Source organism: Bradyrhizobium sp. AZCC 1610, assembly GCF_036924515.1.
In the GTDB taxonomy this organism is placed as follows: domain Bacteria; phylum Pseudomonadota; class Alphaproteobacteria; order Rhizobiales; family Xanthobacteraceae; genus Bradyrhizobium.
In genome coordinates, this window is record NZ_JAZHRR010000001.1 from 181,351 (window position 1) to 197,900 (window position 16,550).

Sequence of the window (16,550 nt, forward strand, 5' to 3'; positions counted from 1 at the left end):
ATATCAAGGCGCGAGCCTAGATCATGGGCAAAGGAGACTTCCCATGTCGCTCGCCCCCTCGGTCGCGGTTCCCCGCGCCGGCTTCAATCCGCTTCCGCTCTATATCGGCCTGTTCTGCCTGCTCTGGAGCTTCGCCTTCGTCGCCGGCAAGATCGGCGTCACCGATTGCCCGCCGCTGATCCTGCTCGCGGCGCGATTTTCGCTGGCGGGCGTCCTGATCCTCGGCATAACCGCGCTGCGTGGCGAAGCCTGGTCTTCGCTCACCTGGCGCGATGCCGCCATTTTCGCGATCCTCGGCGTCGCCAACAACGCGCTCTATCTCGGCCTCGGCTATACCGGACTGCAGACCGTATCCGCCGGCCTCGGCGGCCTGATCGTCAGCGCCAATCCGGTGTTCACCGCCGTGCTCGCGGCGGCCTTTCTGGATGAGGCGCTGACCTGGCGCAAGGTGATGGGGCTCGTGCTCGGCATCGCCGGCGTCGGCTTCATCGTCTGGCACCGCATGTCGGTTGGTACCGATGACTGGCACGGAATCCTGTTCACGCTGGCATCGCTGGCATCGATCGTCGCCGGCACCATCCTGTTCAAGGTGCTGGCGCCGAAGGGCAGCCTCTGGGTCGGCAATGGCGTGCAGAATCTCGCCGCGGGAATCGTGCTGCTGCCGTTCGCGTTCACCTTCTCCAGCGTCGGCGACATCGTGCCGAGCGCGCGGCTCCTGGGCGCGTTCGCCTTCCTCGTGCTCGGCGGCTCGATCCTCGCCTATCTGCTCTGGTTTCACCTGTTGAAGGTCTGTGGCGCGACGGCCGCGAGCGCCTATCACTTCCTGATGCCGCCGCTCGGCATGCTGTTTGCGTTCCTCGTGCTCGGCGAACATGTCGAGTTTCGCGATCTGCTCGGCATCGTCCCCGTCGCCCTCGGCATTTACCTGGTGACCCGCCCCGCGGCGGCCCCTGATCAATCTTCCTAAAGGAGCAAAGTCATGACAGTTACCATCACCCTGATCGGTGGTCCCACCGCGCTGATTGAAGTCGACGGCTTCCGGTTGCTCACCGATCCGACCTTCGATGAGCCCGGCGCCTATCAACTGCCGCATGTGAAGCTGGAAAAGCTGGTTGGCCCGGCTCTGAGCGCGCTGGCGATCGGCGAGGTCGATGCCGTGCTGCTCAGCCACGACCAGCATTCGGACAATCTCGATCATTCGGGGCGCGATTTTCTCAAATCCGCCAAGCGTGTGCTCACGACGGAAGTCGGCGCGAAGCGGCTCGGCGGCCATGCCGAAGGCTTTGCGCCATGGCAGGCCACCGAACTGACTGGCCACAACGGGCATTCGCTCAAGATTACCGCAACGCCCGCGCGTCACGGCCCGGCCGGCATCGAACCACTGGCGGGCGACGTCATCGGCTTCGTCGTCGCCTCGAACAGGCCGGGCAGCCGCCCGATCTATATCAGCGGCGATACCGTCTGGTACGACGGCGTTGCCGAAGTGGCAAAACGCTTCAAGGCAGGCGTCGTGCTGCCGTTTGCGGGCGCGGCGCAAACCCGCGGGCCCTTCCACATCACCATGGACACCAACGATACCATCGAGACCGCGCGCGCGTTTCCAGATGCGGTCATCGTCCCCGTGCATACCGAGGGGTGGAAACACTTTCGCCAGGGCGCGGACGATCTGCGCGCCACCTTCGATACGCTGGGTTTTGGCTCGCGCTTGCGGATCCTGGAGCCGGGGGTTGCGACGATCATCGAGCCGCTGCACGCTGCGTGACGACATTGGAGGCTGCTTGTCTGCTCCGGCGCGCTCGCGGCTCGGAACCTGCTCCCGTCAGGTTCGTTGTTGCTGCGGCTGGACCCGGCATGGCAGAGCACAACGGGAAACCTACGCACTAACGCTCAATCCTTCCGGAACACGATCGACGCCATCCATCCCGTCATCAGCGCCATGGCGGCGGTGATCAGCCCGTAGATGAAGCCGTGCTGCTGCGCCGTGGTGGCGACGAATTGCTCGAAGCCGACCTTGACGATTTCGAACGCGGTGTCGGTCTTGGTCACCAGCGCGCCGTCGGCGAACAGCTTGATCTCGACGTTATAGAGACCGATCGGCACCTCGGCCGGCAGGGGGATGCCGGTGCGAAACAGCGTCGGCGTCAGGAACGTCACCGCCGAGGTCTCCTCGCGATAGAGGCCGTGCTGCCGGCGCAGCCGCACGAAGGCGCTGCGGAATGCGTCGTCGGGCACCACGTCGGCGTAATCGCCGCTGACGCGCTGGGTCAGCAATACGTTGTTCAGTCCGAGCTGCTGCCGCCGCTGCACCTCAGGCGAGGCGATGGCGTCGAATGGCCGGTTGGAGAACAGCGCCAGGTAGGTCGGCACTTCCAGGAACTGCCGGGAGTCGGTGTTGATCCAGATCCCGAACCGGCGTTCCTTGCGGCGGGTGACCATGTCGGCGCGCGGGCCGGCAATCGTCACCACCAGATCGTAACTGCGATTGGCCGGCGTGGTGGCGTCCTTCTCCACCGAGCCGAACAGCACGAGTTCCTCGCCGGAGTAATTCGGCGTCACGGTGACGCGGTGGTTCGACACCGACACGATCAGCCGTTCGGCCTGCGCGGACGAAGCCGCGAGTACGGCGCCGAGCGCAAGCCATCCGAGCATGAGGATGAGGCGCGCGGTCATCCCGTCACCCCGGTTTCGCGGATGGTGAAGAGATCCTCGGGCCGGATCACCAACTCGACGGCAAACCGGACGCCGACGGCGAGCACCAACAGCCCGAGCAGCAGCCGCAGATGTTCGCCGCGGATTTTCTGCCCCGCGCGCGCGCCGAACTGCGCCCCGGTGACGCCGCCGACCATCAGGATCAGCGCCAGCACGGCATCGACCAGATGATTGGTGATGGCGTGCAGCATGGTGGCGAACACCATCGTGACCAGCGTGAGCACCATCGAGGTGCCGATCACGGTCGAGGTCGGCACCCGCAGCACGTAGATCAACAGCGGCACCAGGATGAAGCCGCCGCCGATGCCCATCACGGCGCCGATGAAGCCGATGACCAGGCCGATCACCACGACGGGAATCACGGACAGATAGATTTTCGAGCGCTTGAAGCGCATCTTCAGCGGCAAGCCATGGATCCAGACATGGCTGCCCGGGCGGCGCGTGGTGACTGGGCCGCCGCGGCGGGCCCGCAACAGCGCCCGCAGACCCTCCCAAAACATCAGGGCGCCGACGGTGGTCAGCAGGATGACGTAGGACATCGCGATCATGAGATCGAGCTGACCCAGCGCGCGCAGCAGCGTGAACGTCCAGACCCCGAGCGCGGTGCCCAGACTGCCGCCGGTCAATAGCACCGCCGCCAGCAGCGGATCGATGGCGCGCCGTCGCCAATAGGAGAGCGCGCCGGAAAACGAGGAGGCGGCGATATGGCTGGCGACGGAGGCGACCGCGACCGCCGGTGCAATGCCGACGAAGATCAACAGCGGCGTCATCAGGAAGCCGCCGCCGATCCCGAACATGCCGGACACGAACCCAACCGCCGCGCCCATCGCCAGGATGAGGAAAACATTGACCGGGATGTCGGCGATCGGGAGGTAGAGCTGCACGCGCGTCTGCTCTTAGCTTTGCCGCAAGGGACGGTCGGGGAGCCGCTCTTGGCACGGTTTCTGTTGTATTTGCCGGCAGTGGAATCCGGTTCGCGCATGCACCTTTGCGTGCGCAGGGCCGGTTCCCGCGCCTTTGCATAACTGAATTCGGGGGGATGAGGGACTAAAAATGCCCGGGAAGGCAAATTTTTGCCGTACATGCCCCGCGCGTTTGTCAGGACATTTGAAACGCTGTCACAAAATCCGCAGGGCACGCGCGCAGGTCTGTTCATCGGACCCGGCGATTGGCCGGCTCAGGGCTTCCCGAGCGGTTCGGTGACGAGGTTCATCGCCAGCGCCTGTTTGGGGCTGAGCCAGCGAATGTCCCGGGTCTCGGACATCGCTTCCACGATGGAGGACGAGACCCCCATTTTGGTCATGTAGCCCAGCACCGCGCCGGAAATCCGCTGCGCCTCGGCGACGGGGTCTTCCACGGGCTTACTTGTGACAAACCGATGAACGCCCAATGCCGAGCCCAATACGCCGAAGCGGGTCTTGCCGCCGGCATAGACCAGCACGCAGGCGCTGGCGCAATAGCCCGGCCTGATGCGGCCCGAGGCGTCGGCGCTGCCGACCGCGGTCGCGAGCGCGCGCTGCCGGATGATCTCGCCCATGATCGTGGCCTGGTTCAGATCGCCGCCGGGCGAGGCCAGCAGGACGATGTCGCCGGCCGCGAGATTGGCCTGGTCCAGCCTGCCACGAAACCAGTTTGCGGCGGCAGGGCCGATCGTCCCGCTGACGAACAGCGCCCGCCGGCCCTGGCTCGAACCATCGAGATGGAGCGTGTCGATCACCTGGGATGTCAGGCTGGGCGAGACGTACTGGTCCTTCCAGTAGTGCCAGGCCTCCGGCTGCGACAGGTCCCGGTAGGCGCGAATGCAGACCCCGGCAACCAGCAGGATGAAGATGGCGACCGACCAGAAATGCCGTTTGCGCCGAGGCGGCTGGACCGGTGGTTGTTGGACCGGCGGCGGCGGGACTTGGCCTGCCGGTATGCGCGGCGGCGCGACCGCAGGGCCTGTCGGCGGCCTCCGGAAGTTATTCTCCCCACCCTGGCTGTTCTGGTCTGACAAACAATCCTCTTCGCAAGCCCAGCCGATCGCGATTCGGCTGATCCGATCCGCTACACCCAATTATGGTCGGAGAGATGACCATGCCAGCGGCATGGCCGCGACTTACGGAATCTTAATTCACGGCGGCGGTGCGCTTGGTCGCAGCCGGCTTGGCGCCGGGCTTGCCCGTGGCGGGCGCGGGAGCCGAATCCCAACCACCGGCGGGTGCCGCCACGTTGACGACGTCGTCGGGCTGCGGCTCCGGCGTAAAGGTCTGGATCGCGAGTCTCGCGGCCGCCAGCGACTGGGCGTCGAGGCGCTTGGCGATATCGTCGCGCTTGCGGCCCGCGTCCGCGTCGCCCTGGGCCGCGGCGAGGCTGAACCATTTGAAGGATTCGGCGAGGTTCTGTTCGACGCCGATACCGCGGGCATAGAGGATGCCGAGGTTGAACTGGCTGTCGGCGACGCCGCGATCGGCGGCCTTGCGGAACCAGATCGACGCGCTCTTGTAATTGGCGCCCTTGCCGCCGCCATCGGCGTCGAGCACGGCCAGATTATGCATCGCCTTGGCGCTGCCGCGCTCGGCCGCCTGCGCATAATAACGCCGCGCGATATCGACGTCCTTTTTCACGCTCAGGCCCTTCTCGTAGAAGGTCCCGAGCCGGAAGATGGCGGGCACCACGCCGGCCTGCGCCGCGCGGTCGTACCATTTGGCGGCCTGGTCGAGATCCGAGGCAACGCCCTTGCCTTCGGCAAAGCGCACGCCGACTTCATAAGCCGCGGCCGGGTCGCCCTTCAGCGCGGCGGCGCGCAATACCGGGCCGCCGATGCCGTCAGGCAGCCGCTCGGTCGGCGGCACCGCGATCATGGCAAGCTTGCCACCGGTGGCCGGCATCGTCGTGATCGCGCCGGTGATGTCGCTGGCTGCAGCAGGCGACGGCGCGGCCTGCGGCGGGACCGCGATCCGCGCGCTATCCAGCGTGTTCGGTGCGGAAGAATTGTTCGACTGCTTCTCGACAGGCGTCGGCGAGATCATCAAGGGCCCCGGTGCCGCGGGCATTGCGGGCCTGCTCTCCGACGGCGCGGGGGCCTGCACCGGTGCGGCCGGCTCGCCGGGATGTTCCATCATCGGCAGTTGCAGCACGCTGCCGGTGTCGAGCAGCGTCATTGCCATCTTGAAAGTGCCGAGCACGATCACGACCACGCTCGCGCCGACCAGCAGCGAGCGGATCTTGGAGGAAATGTTCGAGGGGACATTGTCGTCGGCCTTGGCCTTGCCGCCGCCCTTGTCCTTTGGCGCGGCCTTCGCCGAACGTCCCGGCTTCTCGGGGGGTGGCGCGGCGGCCGCGGCCTGCGCGGCGCGGCGCGCGGCGGCGATGAAACTCGACGAACTGACCGGCTCCTTCGGCCCGGAAGCGATCTCGCTGATTGCGTTTTCGGAAGCCGCGATCCGTTCCGACGGCGAAGACATGCGCACTGACGGCCGCGTGCCCGGCTCGAGCGGATGATCCGGCGGCAATTCCGGCGCGATCGCGGTGCGCGGCGCCGCGGCATGCGGCTCCAGGATTTCGCTGATTGCCCGCGGCGGCAATGGCGGGGCGACCGGCGCGGCCGGCTGCGCCGCGTGGAATTCGCGCGGCGCGGCGACAAAATGCTCCTGCGGACCGGCTTGCAGCGCGGCGGGGTTCGGCAATTCCGGCTTCGATTGCTGCGGATAGGTCTGCAGCGGTGTCATCAAGCGGGGCGCTTCCTCGCGCATTTCGGCGGCGGCAGGAGAAGAGGCGGTCGTAGCCGGTGTAGCGCGAACCGTGCGCAGATCGCCTTCGATCATCGACAGGCGATCGACCACGTGGCCGAGCGTGCTGTGAACGGTCTCGAGCGAGTCCTGGGTGCGGCGGTCGGTTTCCGACTGGCTGAAGCGGATGTCGGTCAGCTCGCGCTTGACCAGATCGACGATGCCGGAGTCCATCGGCTGGACCGTGTCGCCGGAACTGCGGTTGGACTCGGCGAGCGCGACCAGGCTGGCGTGCTGGCGTTCGAGCGAACGCAGAATATCGTGCAGCCCTTCCTCGACCCGTCCGAGGTCGATGGCGGGCGCGGCGGAACGATCGCCGGAGGCTTCCAGGCGCTCCAGCAGATAGGACACGCGCTGTTCGAGATGAGCAAACGCCGACGCATTGTCGTTGCCGGTCGGGATGCGGTCGAGCCGCTCCGACAGCGAGCGCAGCGCGCTTTCGAGATGCTCCGAATTGTCGCTCGCGGCCGGCGGCTGCCGGGTTTCCAGCGTCGAGGTCAGCGCGGCCAGGCGCTGCTCGAGCATGCCGAAGGCATCGCTGTTGCCGTCAAAGCGGGAAAGCTGATCGACCTTGGCCGACAGCGTGTGCACGTCCTCGGCGAGCCGGGCCAGCGCGTCGTTGGAGGCAACGTTGGAGACGATGCCGCGCAGCGCCGCAATCGCGCCTTCGAGCTGCTGCACGGTCGACGGATCGTCGTTCGAACGCAGGATCAAATCGAGCTTGGCGCCGAGATTGCGGATCGCCTCGTCGTAGCCGGTGAGCTGCTCGGCCGGCGTCAGCGAGCGCAGCACCTCGCGGATTTCGCCGAGCGCGCGCTCGATGCCGGCCAGCGTCTGGCCGTCGCTGCCGTGCTGGCGGCTGTCGTCGATGCGGCGGGATAGCGAGCGGATTTCGTTCTCGAGCGATTCGATCTCCCGGCGCGGCACCGCCTCGGTGATGGCGTGGCGGATTTCGGCGAGTTCGCTGCGGAACGCGGCAATCGACTCCTCGACATGATCGGGACGCTGCAGCGCCTCGATCTGGCTGGTGATCTTGAGCAGGTGTCGTTCGAGCGAAGAAAAATCCGGACCGGCCGGCGCCGCCTGCATCATGGGCTGCGCAGCAAAATTGGGCTGGGCGGGGGAGGCCGCCGGCGCGGCATGGCGCGGCGGCATCTGGCGCGGTGGTGGACTGTCGAGTTCGTTCTGGCGCGCGGCGATTTCGGCGATCGCAAAATCCATCGAGGCCGGACTGGGCGGCGGCGCGGGGCGATAGACCTGGGCTGCGGCACGCTCGACCATCTCGGTCTGACGCTGCTTTTCCTGCATCTGGACCTGCCGGGTCGGCGCGGGGTTGGAAATCTGCGACAGCCGCGCGTCGAGGCGCGAAATGGCTTCGTTGAGCTGGCGGGCCACCGTCGGCTCGCCACGGGCGGCTTCGCCGCGCGAAGTGTCGCCGCGCGGCGTGGCGGGCCGCGAAATCTGCTCGATCTGCTTGGTGATTGAATCCAGCCGCTGGTGAATGTCCGCCACGTCGGGGATCTGCCGCGGCATCGCCGGCCGCGGCTCGGCAGGCACGCTGAAACTGGGCGGGGCTGGTTCGCCGACGGTAGAATTGAGCCAGTCGTTCAACGACATGCCGGCGCGCCGCGCGGCCGCCTCGGCCCTTTCGCGGACGGAGGGGTCGATGCCGTCAACACTCCACGATACGCGCGAATTCATGCTTTCGTCCGGTTCCGCTTCGGCGCCCCACCTGCGCCATCAGCCTCCCCGCGCGTCCCACCGAAGAGACAATCGTATTTCCGCGCAGGTCGCCTGCCTCGGAACTGACTTTTGTTCGTTACGGTAAATAACGGGTTAAGGAATGCGACGAGCGGCCCTAAAAGTTACCGGGCGGCCAAATCGGCTGGCTCTATAAGGCTCTAGCCGTTCTTTTCGCGCTGGCTATCCTCGATCGGCACGACGTTGGTCCGCTCCGCGCCGGAAGTGAGGGCTGACAACGCTTCGATCGCCTCTTCGCACCACTCCGCCACGGCGCGCTCGTGGGCGAGGCCGATGCGAAGTCCGAGCAGTTTGCCCACATCGGCCGGCGGCGCCGTACCTTGGGGAAAACGTTTGTTGAGCAGGCGCTCGTAGCGGGCGAAACGGTCGCGGTGATGTTCCAGCCGCGCCATCAGGTCGGTGCGCAACGGTTCGATGTCGACGCTGTCGAGCGCGTAGAGCCGCACCAGAAGATCGTCCTTGATAGAGGCCGGAACGCTCGGCCGCGCGGCCCAATGCCGGAGCGCGGCCCGCCCTTCTGGTGTGAGCGTATAGACCAGCTTGTTCGGCTTGCCGGATTGCACCACCTCGCGGCCCTGGATATGGCCTCGGTCGCGAAGCTTGGTGAGTTCCCGATAAATTTGCTGGTGGTCGGCCTTCCAGAAGAATCCAATGGAGTTGTCGAACGTCTTGGCGAGCTCATAGCCCGTCATCGGACGTTCGGTCAGGCAGGCAAGGATCGCGTCACCAAGCGCCAAGACGCTGGCCTCCGGCTTTCAGTTGTAATTTGACATTATGCATAAAGTTGCATATGCGTCAACGCGCATAAGATCCGGAGAAGGTCCATTCCCCGGCGTCAGCCTGTCATCGCCCGCTAGAGGAGACATGATGACCATGAGCGGCCTCGACAAGTGGTACGGCTACATGAAGTCCCATGACACGGCGGCGTTGTGGGACCTGCTGCATCCGGATGCGGTGTTCGAAAGCCCCGTCGTCCACACGCCGCAGCGCGGGCGCGACATCACCGTCAAATATCTGGCTAGCGCCGAAAAGGTGCTGGGCGGCCCCGGCTTCAAATATACCGGCGAATGGCGCAGCGCGAACGGCGCGGTCCTCGAATTCGAAAACGAGATCGAGGGGATCAAGATCAACGGCGTTGATATCATCACCTTCAGCGATGACGGTAAGATCACGCACTTCAAGGTGATGGTGCGTCCGCTGAAGGGAATCAATCTGCTGCACCGCTTGATGGGAGAGCAACTCGCCAAGTAGTGAAAAGGCTGCGACGTCCGGCGGCGGTTTATGTCGCAATGGCTGTCCGGATATTTGCTGACCTGCTCGCTCCCTGGGACTGCCCGAACCGGATAAGGTCTCGTTCCGGAACGCCACGACGAATCCATTTCACGCGCCTTCGCCACTCTTATGCCCCTGCCGGGAGAACATCATGCCGATCTACAAAGCCCCTGTGGAAGACGTCACCTTCCTGCTCAACGACGTGTTCCAGATCGATCGCTACGACAATCTGCCCGGCTTCACCGACGCCTCCGCCGATGTGCGCGAAGCGATCCTGGGCGAGGCAGCAAAACTCTCTGAAGAGGTCTTGCAGCCGCTCAACCGCACAGGCGATCTGGAAGGCTGCAAGCGGCATGACGATGGCAGCGTCACCACGCCGAAAGGCTTCAAGGAAGCCTTCAAGCAGGTCGCCGAAGGCGGCTGGCTCGGCCTGTCGGCGCCGGCGGAATATGGCGGGCAGGGGCTGCCGGTGACGCTGAGCCAGGTCGTCACCGAATTCCAGAGCGCGGCCAACATGGCGTTTTCGATGTATGGCGGCCTGACCATGGGCGCGACCGCGGCGCTGATGGTGCACGGCAAGCCCGAGCAGAAGAAGATGTTTGTGCCGAAGATGGTGGCGGGCGAGTGGACCGGCACCATGAACCTCACCGAGCCGCAATGCGGCACGGATCTCGGCCTGTTGCGCACCAAGGCGGTGAAGCAGCCCGACGGCAGCTACAAGATCACGGGCACCAAGATATTCATCTCCGCCGGCGAGCACGATCTCGCCGACAACATCATCCATCTGGTGCTGGCGCGTATCGAAGGCGCGCCCGCCGGCATCAAGGGCGTCTCGCTGTTTGTGGTGCCGAAGGTGCTGGTCAATGCCGACGGCTCGCTGGGCGCGCGCAATGGCGTCACCTGCGGCTCGATCGAGCACAAGATGGGCATCCACGGCAACTCCACCTGCGTGATGAACTACGACGGCGCCACCGGCTGGCTGATCGGCGAGGAAAACAAGGGCATGCAGGGCATGTTCGTGATGATGAACGAGGCCCGCCTCGGCGTCGCCGTGCAGGGTCTCGCGCAGTCCGAGGTCGCCTATCAGAACGCCGTCAATTACGCGCGCGAGCGTCTGCAGGGCCGCTCGCTGACGGGCGCAAAGGAGGCGGACAAGCCGGCCGACCCGATCATCGTGCATCCCGACGTGCGCCGCGTGCTGCTGACCATCCGCGCTTTCAACGAGGCGGCGCGCGCCATGGTGGTGTGGACCGCGCTGAAGAGCGACGTCGCCCACCGCTCTTCCGACCCGAAGGACCGCCAGGAGGCCGACGACCACATGGGCCTGATGACGCCGGTCATGAAGGGCGTGATGACCGATGTCGGATTCTCCAACGCGGTGCTGGCGCAGCAGATGTATGGCGGCCATGGCTATATCGCCGAGCACGGCATGGAGCAGTTTGTGCGCGATGCCCGCATCGCCATGCTTTATGAGGGCGCCAACGGCATCCAGGCACTCGATCTGGTCGGCCGCAAGCTGCCGCGCGACGGCGGCCGCGCCGTGATGGCGTTCTTTGCCGAGGTTGCAGCCTTCGCCAAGGAGCACGGCGGCGATGAGGCGATGAAGCCGTTTGTCACCCCGCTCTCGGCCGCGCTCGGCCACCTGCAGCAGGCCACCGGCTGGCTGATGCAGAACGCGCTGACCAAGCCCGATAATGCCGGCGCCGCCGCCACCGACTACATGCAATTGTTCGGCCTCGTCACCTTCGCCTATATGTGGGCGCGGATGGCCAAAGTAGCGCAGGACAAGATTGCGGCCTCCGGCGCCACGCCCTATCTCAGCACCAAGCTGGTGACCGGCCGCTTCTTCATGGAGCGGATGTTGCCGGAAACCCACGTCCATCTTGCGCGCATCCAGACCGGATGCGCCACCACCATGGAATTGGCGGCGGAAGCGTTCTGAGATTTCCGCCGCTTCCCTGTCCTTTCGCCTATAATATTATGATCCTCATACCAGGAGGGCGTCATGCCTGAGGCATATATCTACGATCACGTTCGTACCCCGCGCGGCCGCGGCAAGTCCGATGGCGCACTCCACGAGGTCACCGCGCTGGCGCTGGCGACGGTGCCGCTGCAGGCGCTGAAGGAGCGCAACAATCTCGGCGAAGACGTCGTCGACGACGTCATCCTCGGTGTGGTCGATCCGGTCGGCGAGGCCGGAAGCGACATTGCGCGTTTCGCGGCGTTGAAGGCGGGCCTCGGCGAATCCGTCCCCGGCGTGCAGATCAGCCGCTTCTGTGCCTCCGGCCTTGATGCCGTGAATTTCGCCGCTGCCCAGATCATGGCCGGCCAGCATGAGCTCGTGATCGGCGGCGGCGCCGAATCGATGAGCCGCGTCGGCATCGGCGCTTCCGGCGGCGCCTGGCCGATGGATCCCTCGATGGCGGTGCCTTCCTATTTCATGCCGCAGGGCGTCTCGGCCGATCTGATCGCCACCAAGTACGGCTTCTCGCGCGACGACGTCGATGCCTATGCGGTGCAGAGCCAACAGCGCGCCGCGAAGGCCTGGGACGAGGGCCGCTTCAACAAGTCGGTGGTGCCGGTGAAGGACATCAACGGCCTCACCATCCTCGCCAAGGACGAGCACATGCGTCCGACCACGACGATGCAGTCGCTCGGCCAGTTGCAGCCGGCGTTCGTCGTCATGGGCCAGATGGGCGGCTTCGACGCGGTGGCGATCCAGTCGCATCCCGAGGTCGAGAAGATCAACTACGTGCACCACGCCGGCAATTCCTCCGGGATCGTCGACGGCGCCGGTGCGGTGCTGCTCGGCAGCAAGGAAGCGGGCGCCAAGCATGGCCTGAAGCCGCGTGCAAGAATCCGCGCCTTTGCCAATATCGGCTCCGAGCCGGCGATGATGCTGACCGGTCCGGTCGACGTCACCGAAAAGCTGTTCGAGCGCTCCGGCATGAAGAAGTCGGACATCGATCTCTTCGAACTGAACGAGGCCTTTGCTTCGGTGGTGCTGCGCTACATGCAGGCCTTCGACATCGACTCTTCGAAGATCAACGTCAATGGCGGCGCGATCGCGCTCGGCCATCCGCTCGGTGCAACGGGGGCCATGATCCTCGGCACCGTGCTCGACGAACTCGAGCGCACCAACAAGTCGACCGCGCTGGTGACGTTGTGCATTGGCGGCGGCATGGGGACAGCTACGATCATCGAAAGAGTCTAGCTGCCGTAGGGTGGGTTAGCCGAAGGCGTAACCCACCGTGCCACGGCGAGAGAAGTGGTGGGTTACGCTTCGCTAACCCACCCCACGAAATCCAATACAACCGCCGCGCCTGACATCGGCTGCCGGCACCGAGGGAGCAACCAACATGGCCTTCAAGAATTTCAAGCTAGAGACCGACGCCGACGGCATTGCGCTCGTCACCTGGGACATCCCCGGACGTTCGATGAACGTGCTGGACGAGACCTCGACCACCGAGCTCGAGGAGATCCTGAAACAGACCACGGCCGATGCCGCGGTGAAGGGCGTCGTAATCACCTCGAGCAAGGAAGCGTTTTGCGCCGGTGCCGACCTGTCCATGCTCGAGGGCATGAATCAGGAATACGCCAAGGTCTTCAAGGAAAAGGGCGAGGTCGCGGCCAACCAGATGCTGTTCGAGCAGAGCCGCCGCTTCTCGCTGGTGCTGCGCGGCATCGAAACTTGCGGCAAGCCGTGGGCGGCCGCGATCAACGGGCTGGCGCTCGGCGGTGGTTTCGAGGTGACGCTGTCGTGCCACTATCGCGTCGCGGCTGAAAATCCCAAAACTCGCCTCGGCCTGCCCGAGGTCAAGGTCGGCCTGTTCCCGGGTGCCGGCGGTACCCAGCGCGTGCCGCGTCTGGTGCCGCCGCAGGATGCGATGACCATCCTGCTCAAGGGCGATCCGGTCACGGTCGACAAGGCCAAGGCGCTCAACCTGATCCACGCCATCGTGCCGGCGGCCGACCTGATCAAGGCGGCAAAGGACTGGATCAAGGGCGGCGGCAAGGCGGTCGCGCCCTGGGACGAAAAAGGGTTCAAGCTGCCGGGCGGTCCGGTGTTCTCCAAGGCCGGCATGATGATGTTCCCGGCCGGCAACGCCATCTACCGGCGCGAGACCTACGACAATTATCCGGCGGCGCGCGCCATCATGAGCTGCGTCTATGAGGGCCTGCAGTTGCCGATCGACGCCGCACTGCGCGTCGAGTCGCGTTACTTCACGAAAGTCCTGCGCTCCAAGGAAGCCGCGGCGATGATCCGCAGCCTGTTCCTGTCGATGCAGGAGCTGAACAAGGGCGCGCGGCGTCCGCAGGGCGTGCCGCCGACCAGGATCAAGAAGGTCGCCGTGATCGGCGCCGGCTTCATGGGCGCGAGCGTCGGCTATGTCTCGGCCCGTGCCGGCCTCGACGTGGTCCTGATCGACCGCGACCAGGAAAGCGCCGACAAGGGCAAGGCGCATGCGCAGAAGGTGATCGACGAGCAGGTCGCCAAGGGCCGCGCCAAGGCCGGAGATCGCGACGCGCTGCTGGCGCGCATCACGCCAACTGCGGATTACGCCGCACTCGGGGATTGCGATCTCGTCATCGAAGCCGTGTTCGAGGACCGCAAGGTCAAGGCGGAGACTTTTGCCAAGGCGCAGCAATACCTCAAGCCGGACACGATCTTCGCTTCCAACACCTCGACGCTGCCGATCACCTCGCTTGCCGAAAGCTTCAAGGAGCAGGGCAAGTTCGTCGGCATCCATTTCTTCTCGCCGGTCGAGAAGATGATGCTGGTCGAAATCATCCTCGGCAAGAACACCGGCGATGTCGCGCTCGCCGCCGCGCTCGACTATGTGCGGGTGATCGGCAAGACGCCGATCGTGGTGAACGACTCCCGCGGCTTCTACGCCAACCGCTGCGTCGGCCGTTATATCGCCGAAGGCAACGAGATGTTCCTGGAAGGCGTGCCGCCGGCGATGATCGAGAATTGCGCCAAGATGGCGGGCATGCCGGTCGGTCCGCTGTCGCTGTCGGATGAAGTCGCCCTCGACCTCGGCCTGAAGGTCATCAAGGCGACGGAAGCCGATCTCGGTCCCAACTCTATCAACCCGGATCAGAAGAAGCTGATGGTGGAGCTGGTCGAAAAGCAGGGCCGTCTCGGCCGCAAGAACAGCAAGGGCTTTTACGACTATCCCGAGAAGGGCAAGGGCCAGAAGAGCCTGTGGCCGGGGTTATCAGCTCTGCAGCCCAAGCAGCTCGACCCGGATACCCTCGACATCGAGGAGTTGAAGCAGCGCTTCCTGGTGGTGCAGGCGGTCGAAGCCGCGCGCACGGTCGAGGATCACGTCATCACCGATCCGCGCGAGGCCGATGTCGGCTCGATCCTGGGCTTCGGCTTTGCGCCGTTCACCGGCGGCACGCTGTCCTATATCGACTTCATGGGCACGCGGAAGTTCGTCGAGCTCTGCCACAGACTGGAAGCCAAATACGGCTCGCGCTTCACCCCGCCGAAACTCCTGGAAGACATGGCGGCGAGCGGCGAGACCTTCTACGGTCGCTTCCCGCCGAAGAAGCAGGCGGCGTAACCGGCGCGAACTCGTAGCCCGGATGGAGCGAAGCGAAATCCGGGGACCTTGCCACTTGCGGCACTTTCTCGGATTACGCTGCGCTCCATCCGGGCTACGTAACGACAAAGGGCCGGATCACCGATCCGGCCCTTTCCATATTTGTCATTCGCTAGAATTCACGCCGCCTTCAGCAGCCCTTCCTTGGTCAGCGCTTCCTGCACCTTCGGGCGCGCGGCGATGCGGGCCTTGTAGGCCACGAGGTTCGGCATTTCCGAAAGATCGAACTTCATCCGGTCCGCCCACGACAGCATCGTGAACAAATAGCCGTCGGCGACGGTGAACTGGCTGCCCATCAAATAGTCGCGCCCCGCAAGCTGGGCGTCGACATATTTGAACTTGCCCATCACGCGGTCCTTGAAGAACGCCTTGGCCTCGTCGGCCAGCACTGGCGAGAACATCGGGCCGAAATTCTTGTGCAGTTCCGTGGTGATGAAATTGAGCCACTCCAGCAGCTTGTAGCGCTCGGCGCTGTCGCGGGCGGGCGCCAGGTTCTTGGCCGCGGCCTTGTCGGCGATCATCTGGACGATGACCGGCCCCTCGGTGACCAGTTCGCCCGAATCTAGCGCCAGTACCGGCACCTGGCCCTTCGGGTTGACCTTCAAAAAGTCGTCACCGTTTTCCAGCTTCTTGGCGCGCAGATCGACCTTGACTAGATCATAGGGCAGACCGGCCTCGAGAAGCGCGATATGGGGGGACAGCGAGCAGGCGCCTGGGGAATAATACAATTTCATCGGCTTTTCCTTCCCTCGATATTGTTGGGTGGGCTGACTAAATGCATTTGCATGGAATAGTCAAGATTGATGCAGCTGCATTTAGTGCGGTACACTGACCTGTGACAGATACGGACCGGACTATGAAACGAAAACCATCGACCGAGGCGACCGCCGCCTGGATCCGCCTGATGCGGGTGCAGAGCCGGGTGCTCGATGCCGTCGAGCAGGATCTGAAGAAAGCCGGCTTTCCGCCGCTGGCCTGGTATGACGCGCTGCTGGAACTGTCGCGCGCGCCGTCCGGCGAGATGCGCCCGGTAGAGCTGGAAAAGCAGATGCTGATCCCGCAATATTCCACCTCGCGGCTGATCGACCGCCTGGTGGACGAGGGCCTGGCGGCGCGGCGTGAATGCAAGATCGACAAGCGCGGCCAGTTCGTTGAAATCACCGAAGCCGGGCGCGAACTGCAGAAGAAAATGTGGAGCGCCTATTCGGCGGCGATCGAAAAGCACGTCGGCTCCAAACTGTCCGACGCCGACGCCATGAAGCTTTGCGGTCTGCTCGACCGGCTGGGCTGCTCCTGCTCCGACGTCAAGGCGGCCGCTGCCCGCGACGGCGTGCCGGCGCGATGACTGCCCTGATATTTTTCGTTGATGCGGACGGCGTCGTCCGCATTCCCTTGGCCACACGGCGCGTTCGGTCGAATCGCCAGA

Annotated in this window: 13 protein-coding genes; 7 read left to right on the top strand and 6 right to left on the bottom strand. The window is 64.9% G+C overall.

The features are described from left to right. Positions 1–43 precede the first annotated feature (43 nt). Positions 44–967 (top strand): DMT family transporter, encoded by a 924-nt coding sequence (locus tag V1279_RS00895; protein WP_334431638.1) that lies wholly within the window; start codon positions 44–46, stop codon positions 965–967. A 12-nt stretch (positions 968–979) separates the two neighbouring features. Next, a complete protein-coding gene (locus tag V1279_RS00900; protein ID WP_334431640.1) occupies positions 980–1,762 on the top strand; it encodes an MBL fold metallo-hydrolase in 783 nt (260 codons plus the stop codon). Between the two features lie 125 nt (positions 1,763–1,887). On the opposite strand, the gene V1279_RS00905 is transcribed toward V1279_RS00900, so the two are convergent. The 5 genes from V1279_RS00905 to V1279_RS00925 all read right to left on the bottom strand — a co-directional run bounded on the left by V1279_RS00905 (position 1,888) and on the right by V1279_RS00925 (position 8,977). Further along, on the bottom strand, positions 1,888–2,670 hold the full coding sequence (locus V1279_RS00905) for a TIGR02186 family protein (RefSeq protein ID WP_442894713.1): 783 nt from the start codon (positions 2,668–2,670) through the stop codon (positions 1,888–1,890). Then, positions 2,667–3,593 carry a sulfite exporter TauE/SafE family protein gene (locus tag V1279_RS00910; protein WP_334431642.1) on the bottom strand — a complete coding sequence of 309 codons (927 nt, stop codon included), beginning with the start codon at positions 3,591–3,593 and terminating at the stop codon, positions 2,667–2,669. The genes V1279_RS00905 and V1279_RS00910 overlap by 4 nt, the downstream gene beginning before the upstream one ends. A gap of 293 nt (positions 3,594–3,886) precedes the next feature. Next, a complete protein-coding gene (locus V1279_RS00915) occupies positions 3,887–4,705 on the bottom strand; it encodes a hypothetical protein (protein WP_334431644.1) in 819 nt (272 codons plus the stop codon). A gap of 112 nt (positions 4,706–4,817) precedes the next feature. After that, complete coding sequence (locus V1279_RS00920) at positions 4,818–8,180, bottom strand: hypothetical protein (protein ID WP_334431646.1); 3,363 nt, start codon at positions 8,178–8,180, stop codon at positions 4,818–4,820. A gap of 200 nt (positions 8,181–8,380) precedes the next feature. Further along, the gene (locus V1279_RS00925; protein WP_334431648.1) at positions 8,381–8,977 is read right to left on the bottom strand and encodes a PadR family transcriptional regulator; all 597 of its coding nucleotides are present in this window, start codon (positions 8,975–8,977) and stop codon (positions 8,381–8,383) included. A gap of 130 nt (positions 8,978–9,107) precedes the next feature. Here V1279_RS00925 and V1279_RS00930 point away from each other — a divergent pair, with 130 nt between their 5' ends. From V1279_RS00930 to V1279_RS00945, 4 genes are all read left to right on the top strand, one after another. Then, complete coding sequence (locus V1279_RS00930) at positions 9,108–9,491, top strand: nuclear transport factor 2 family protein (protein ID WP_334431650.1); 384 nt, start codon at positions 9,108–9,110, stop codon at positions 9,489–9,491. A 172-nt stretch (positions 9,492–9,663) separates the two neighbouring features. Further along, a complete protein-coding gene (locus V1279_RS00935; RefSeq protein WP_334431652.1) occupies positions 9,664–11,454 on the top strand; it encodes an acyl-CoA dehydrogenase C-terminal domain-containing protein in 1,791 nt (596 codons plus the stop codon). 63 nt (positions 11,455–11,517) lie between these two features. After that, positions 11,518–12,726, top strand: coding sequence for an acetyl-CoA C-acetyltransferase (locus V1279_RS00940; RefSeq protein ID WP_334431654.1), 1,209 nt, complete (start codon positions 11,518–11,520; stop codon positions 12,724–12,726). Positions 12,727–12,871: 145 nt separating this feature from the next. After that, positions 12,872–15,085, top strand: a complete 2,214-nt coding sequence (locus tag V1279_RS00945; RefSeq protein WP_334431656.1) for an FAD-dependent oxidoreductase — start codon at positions 12,872–12,874, stop codon at positions 15,083–15,085. Positions 15,086–15,243: 158 nt separating this feature from the next. Here V1279_RS00945 and gstA read toward each other — a convergent pair whose 3' ends face one another. Further along, the gene (gstA, locus tag V1279_RS00950) at positions 15,244–15,858 is read right to left on the bottom strand and encodes a glutathione transferase GstA (RefSeq protein ID WP_334431658.1); all 615 of its coding nucleotides are present in this window, start codon (positions 15,856–15,858) and stop codon (positions 15,244–15,246) included. A gap of 122 nt (positions 15,859–15,980) precedes the next feature. Between gstA and V1279_RS00955 the strand changes: the two genes are divergently transcribed. Further along, positions 15,981–16,469 carry a MarR family winged helix-turn-helix transcriptional regulator gene (locus tag V1279_RS00955; protein WP_212422353.1) on the top strand — a complete coding sequence of 163 codons (489 nt, stop codon included), beginning with the start codon at positions 15,981–15,983 and terminating at the stop codon, positions 16,467–16,469. The last annotated feature ends 81 nt before the right edge of the window (positions 16,470–16,550 follow it).

Coding starts and splice junctions, on each gene's coding strand:
- V1279_RS00905 (WP_442894713.1), bottom strand. CDS start 2,670: ATGACCGCGCGCCTCATCCTCATGCTCGGATGGCTTGCGCTCGGCGCC.
- V1279_RS00955 (WP_212422353.1), top strand. CDS start 15,981: ATGAAACGAAAACCATCGACCGAGGCGACCGCCGCCTGGATCCGCCTG.
- V1279_RS00900 (WP_334431640.1), top strand. CDS start 980: ATGACAGTTACCATCACCCTGATCGGTGGTCCCACCGCGCTGATTGAA.
- V1279_RS00920 (WP_334431646.1), bottom strand. CDS start 8,180: ATGAATTCGCGCGTATCGTGGAGTGTTGACGGCATCGACCCCTCCGTC.
- V1279_RS00895 (WP_334431638.1), top strand. CDS start 44: ATGTCGCTCGCCCCCTCGGTCGCGGTTCCCCGCGCCGGCTTCAATCCG.
- V1279_RS00940 (WP_334431654.1), top strand. CDS start 11,518: ATGCCTGAGGCATATATCTACGATCACGTTCGTACCCCGCGCGGCCGC.
- V1279_RS00945 (WP_334431656.1), top strand. CDS start 12,872: ATGGCCTTCAAGAATTTCAAGCTAGAGACCGACGCCGACGGCATTGCG.
- V1279_RS00935 (WP_334431652.1), top strand. CDS start 9,664: ATGCCGATCTACAAAGCCCCTGTGGAAGACGTCACCTTCCTGCTCAAC.
- gstA (WP_334431658.1), bottom strand. CDS start 15,858: ATGAAATTGTATTATTCCCCAGGCGCCTGCTCGCTGTCCCCCCATATC.
- V1279_RS00930 (WP_334431650.1), top strand. CDS start 9,108: ATGACCATGAGCGGCCTCGACAAGTGGTACGGCTACATGAAGTCCCAT.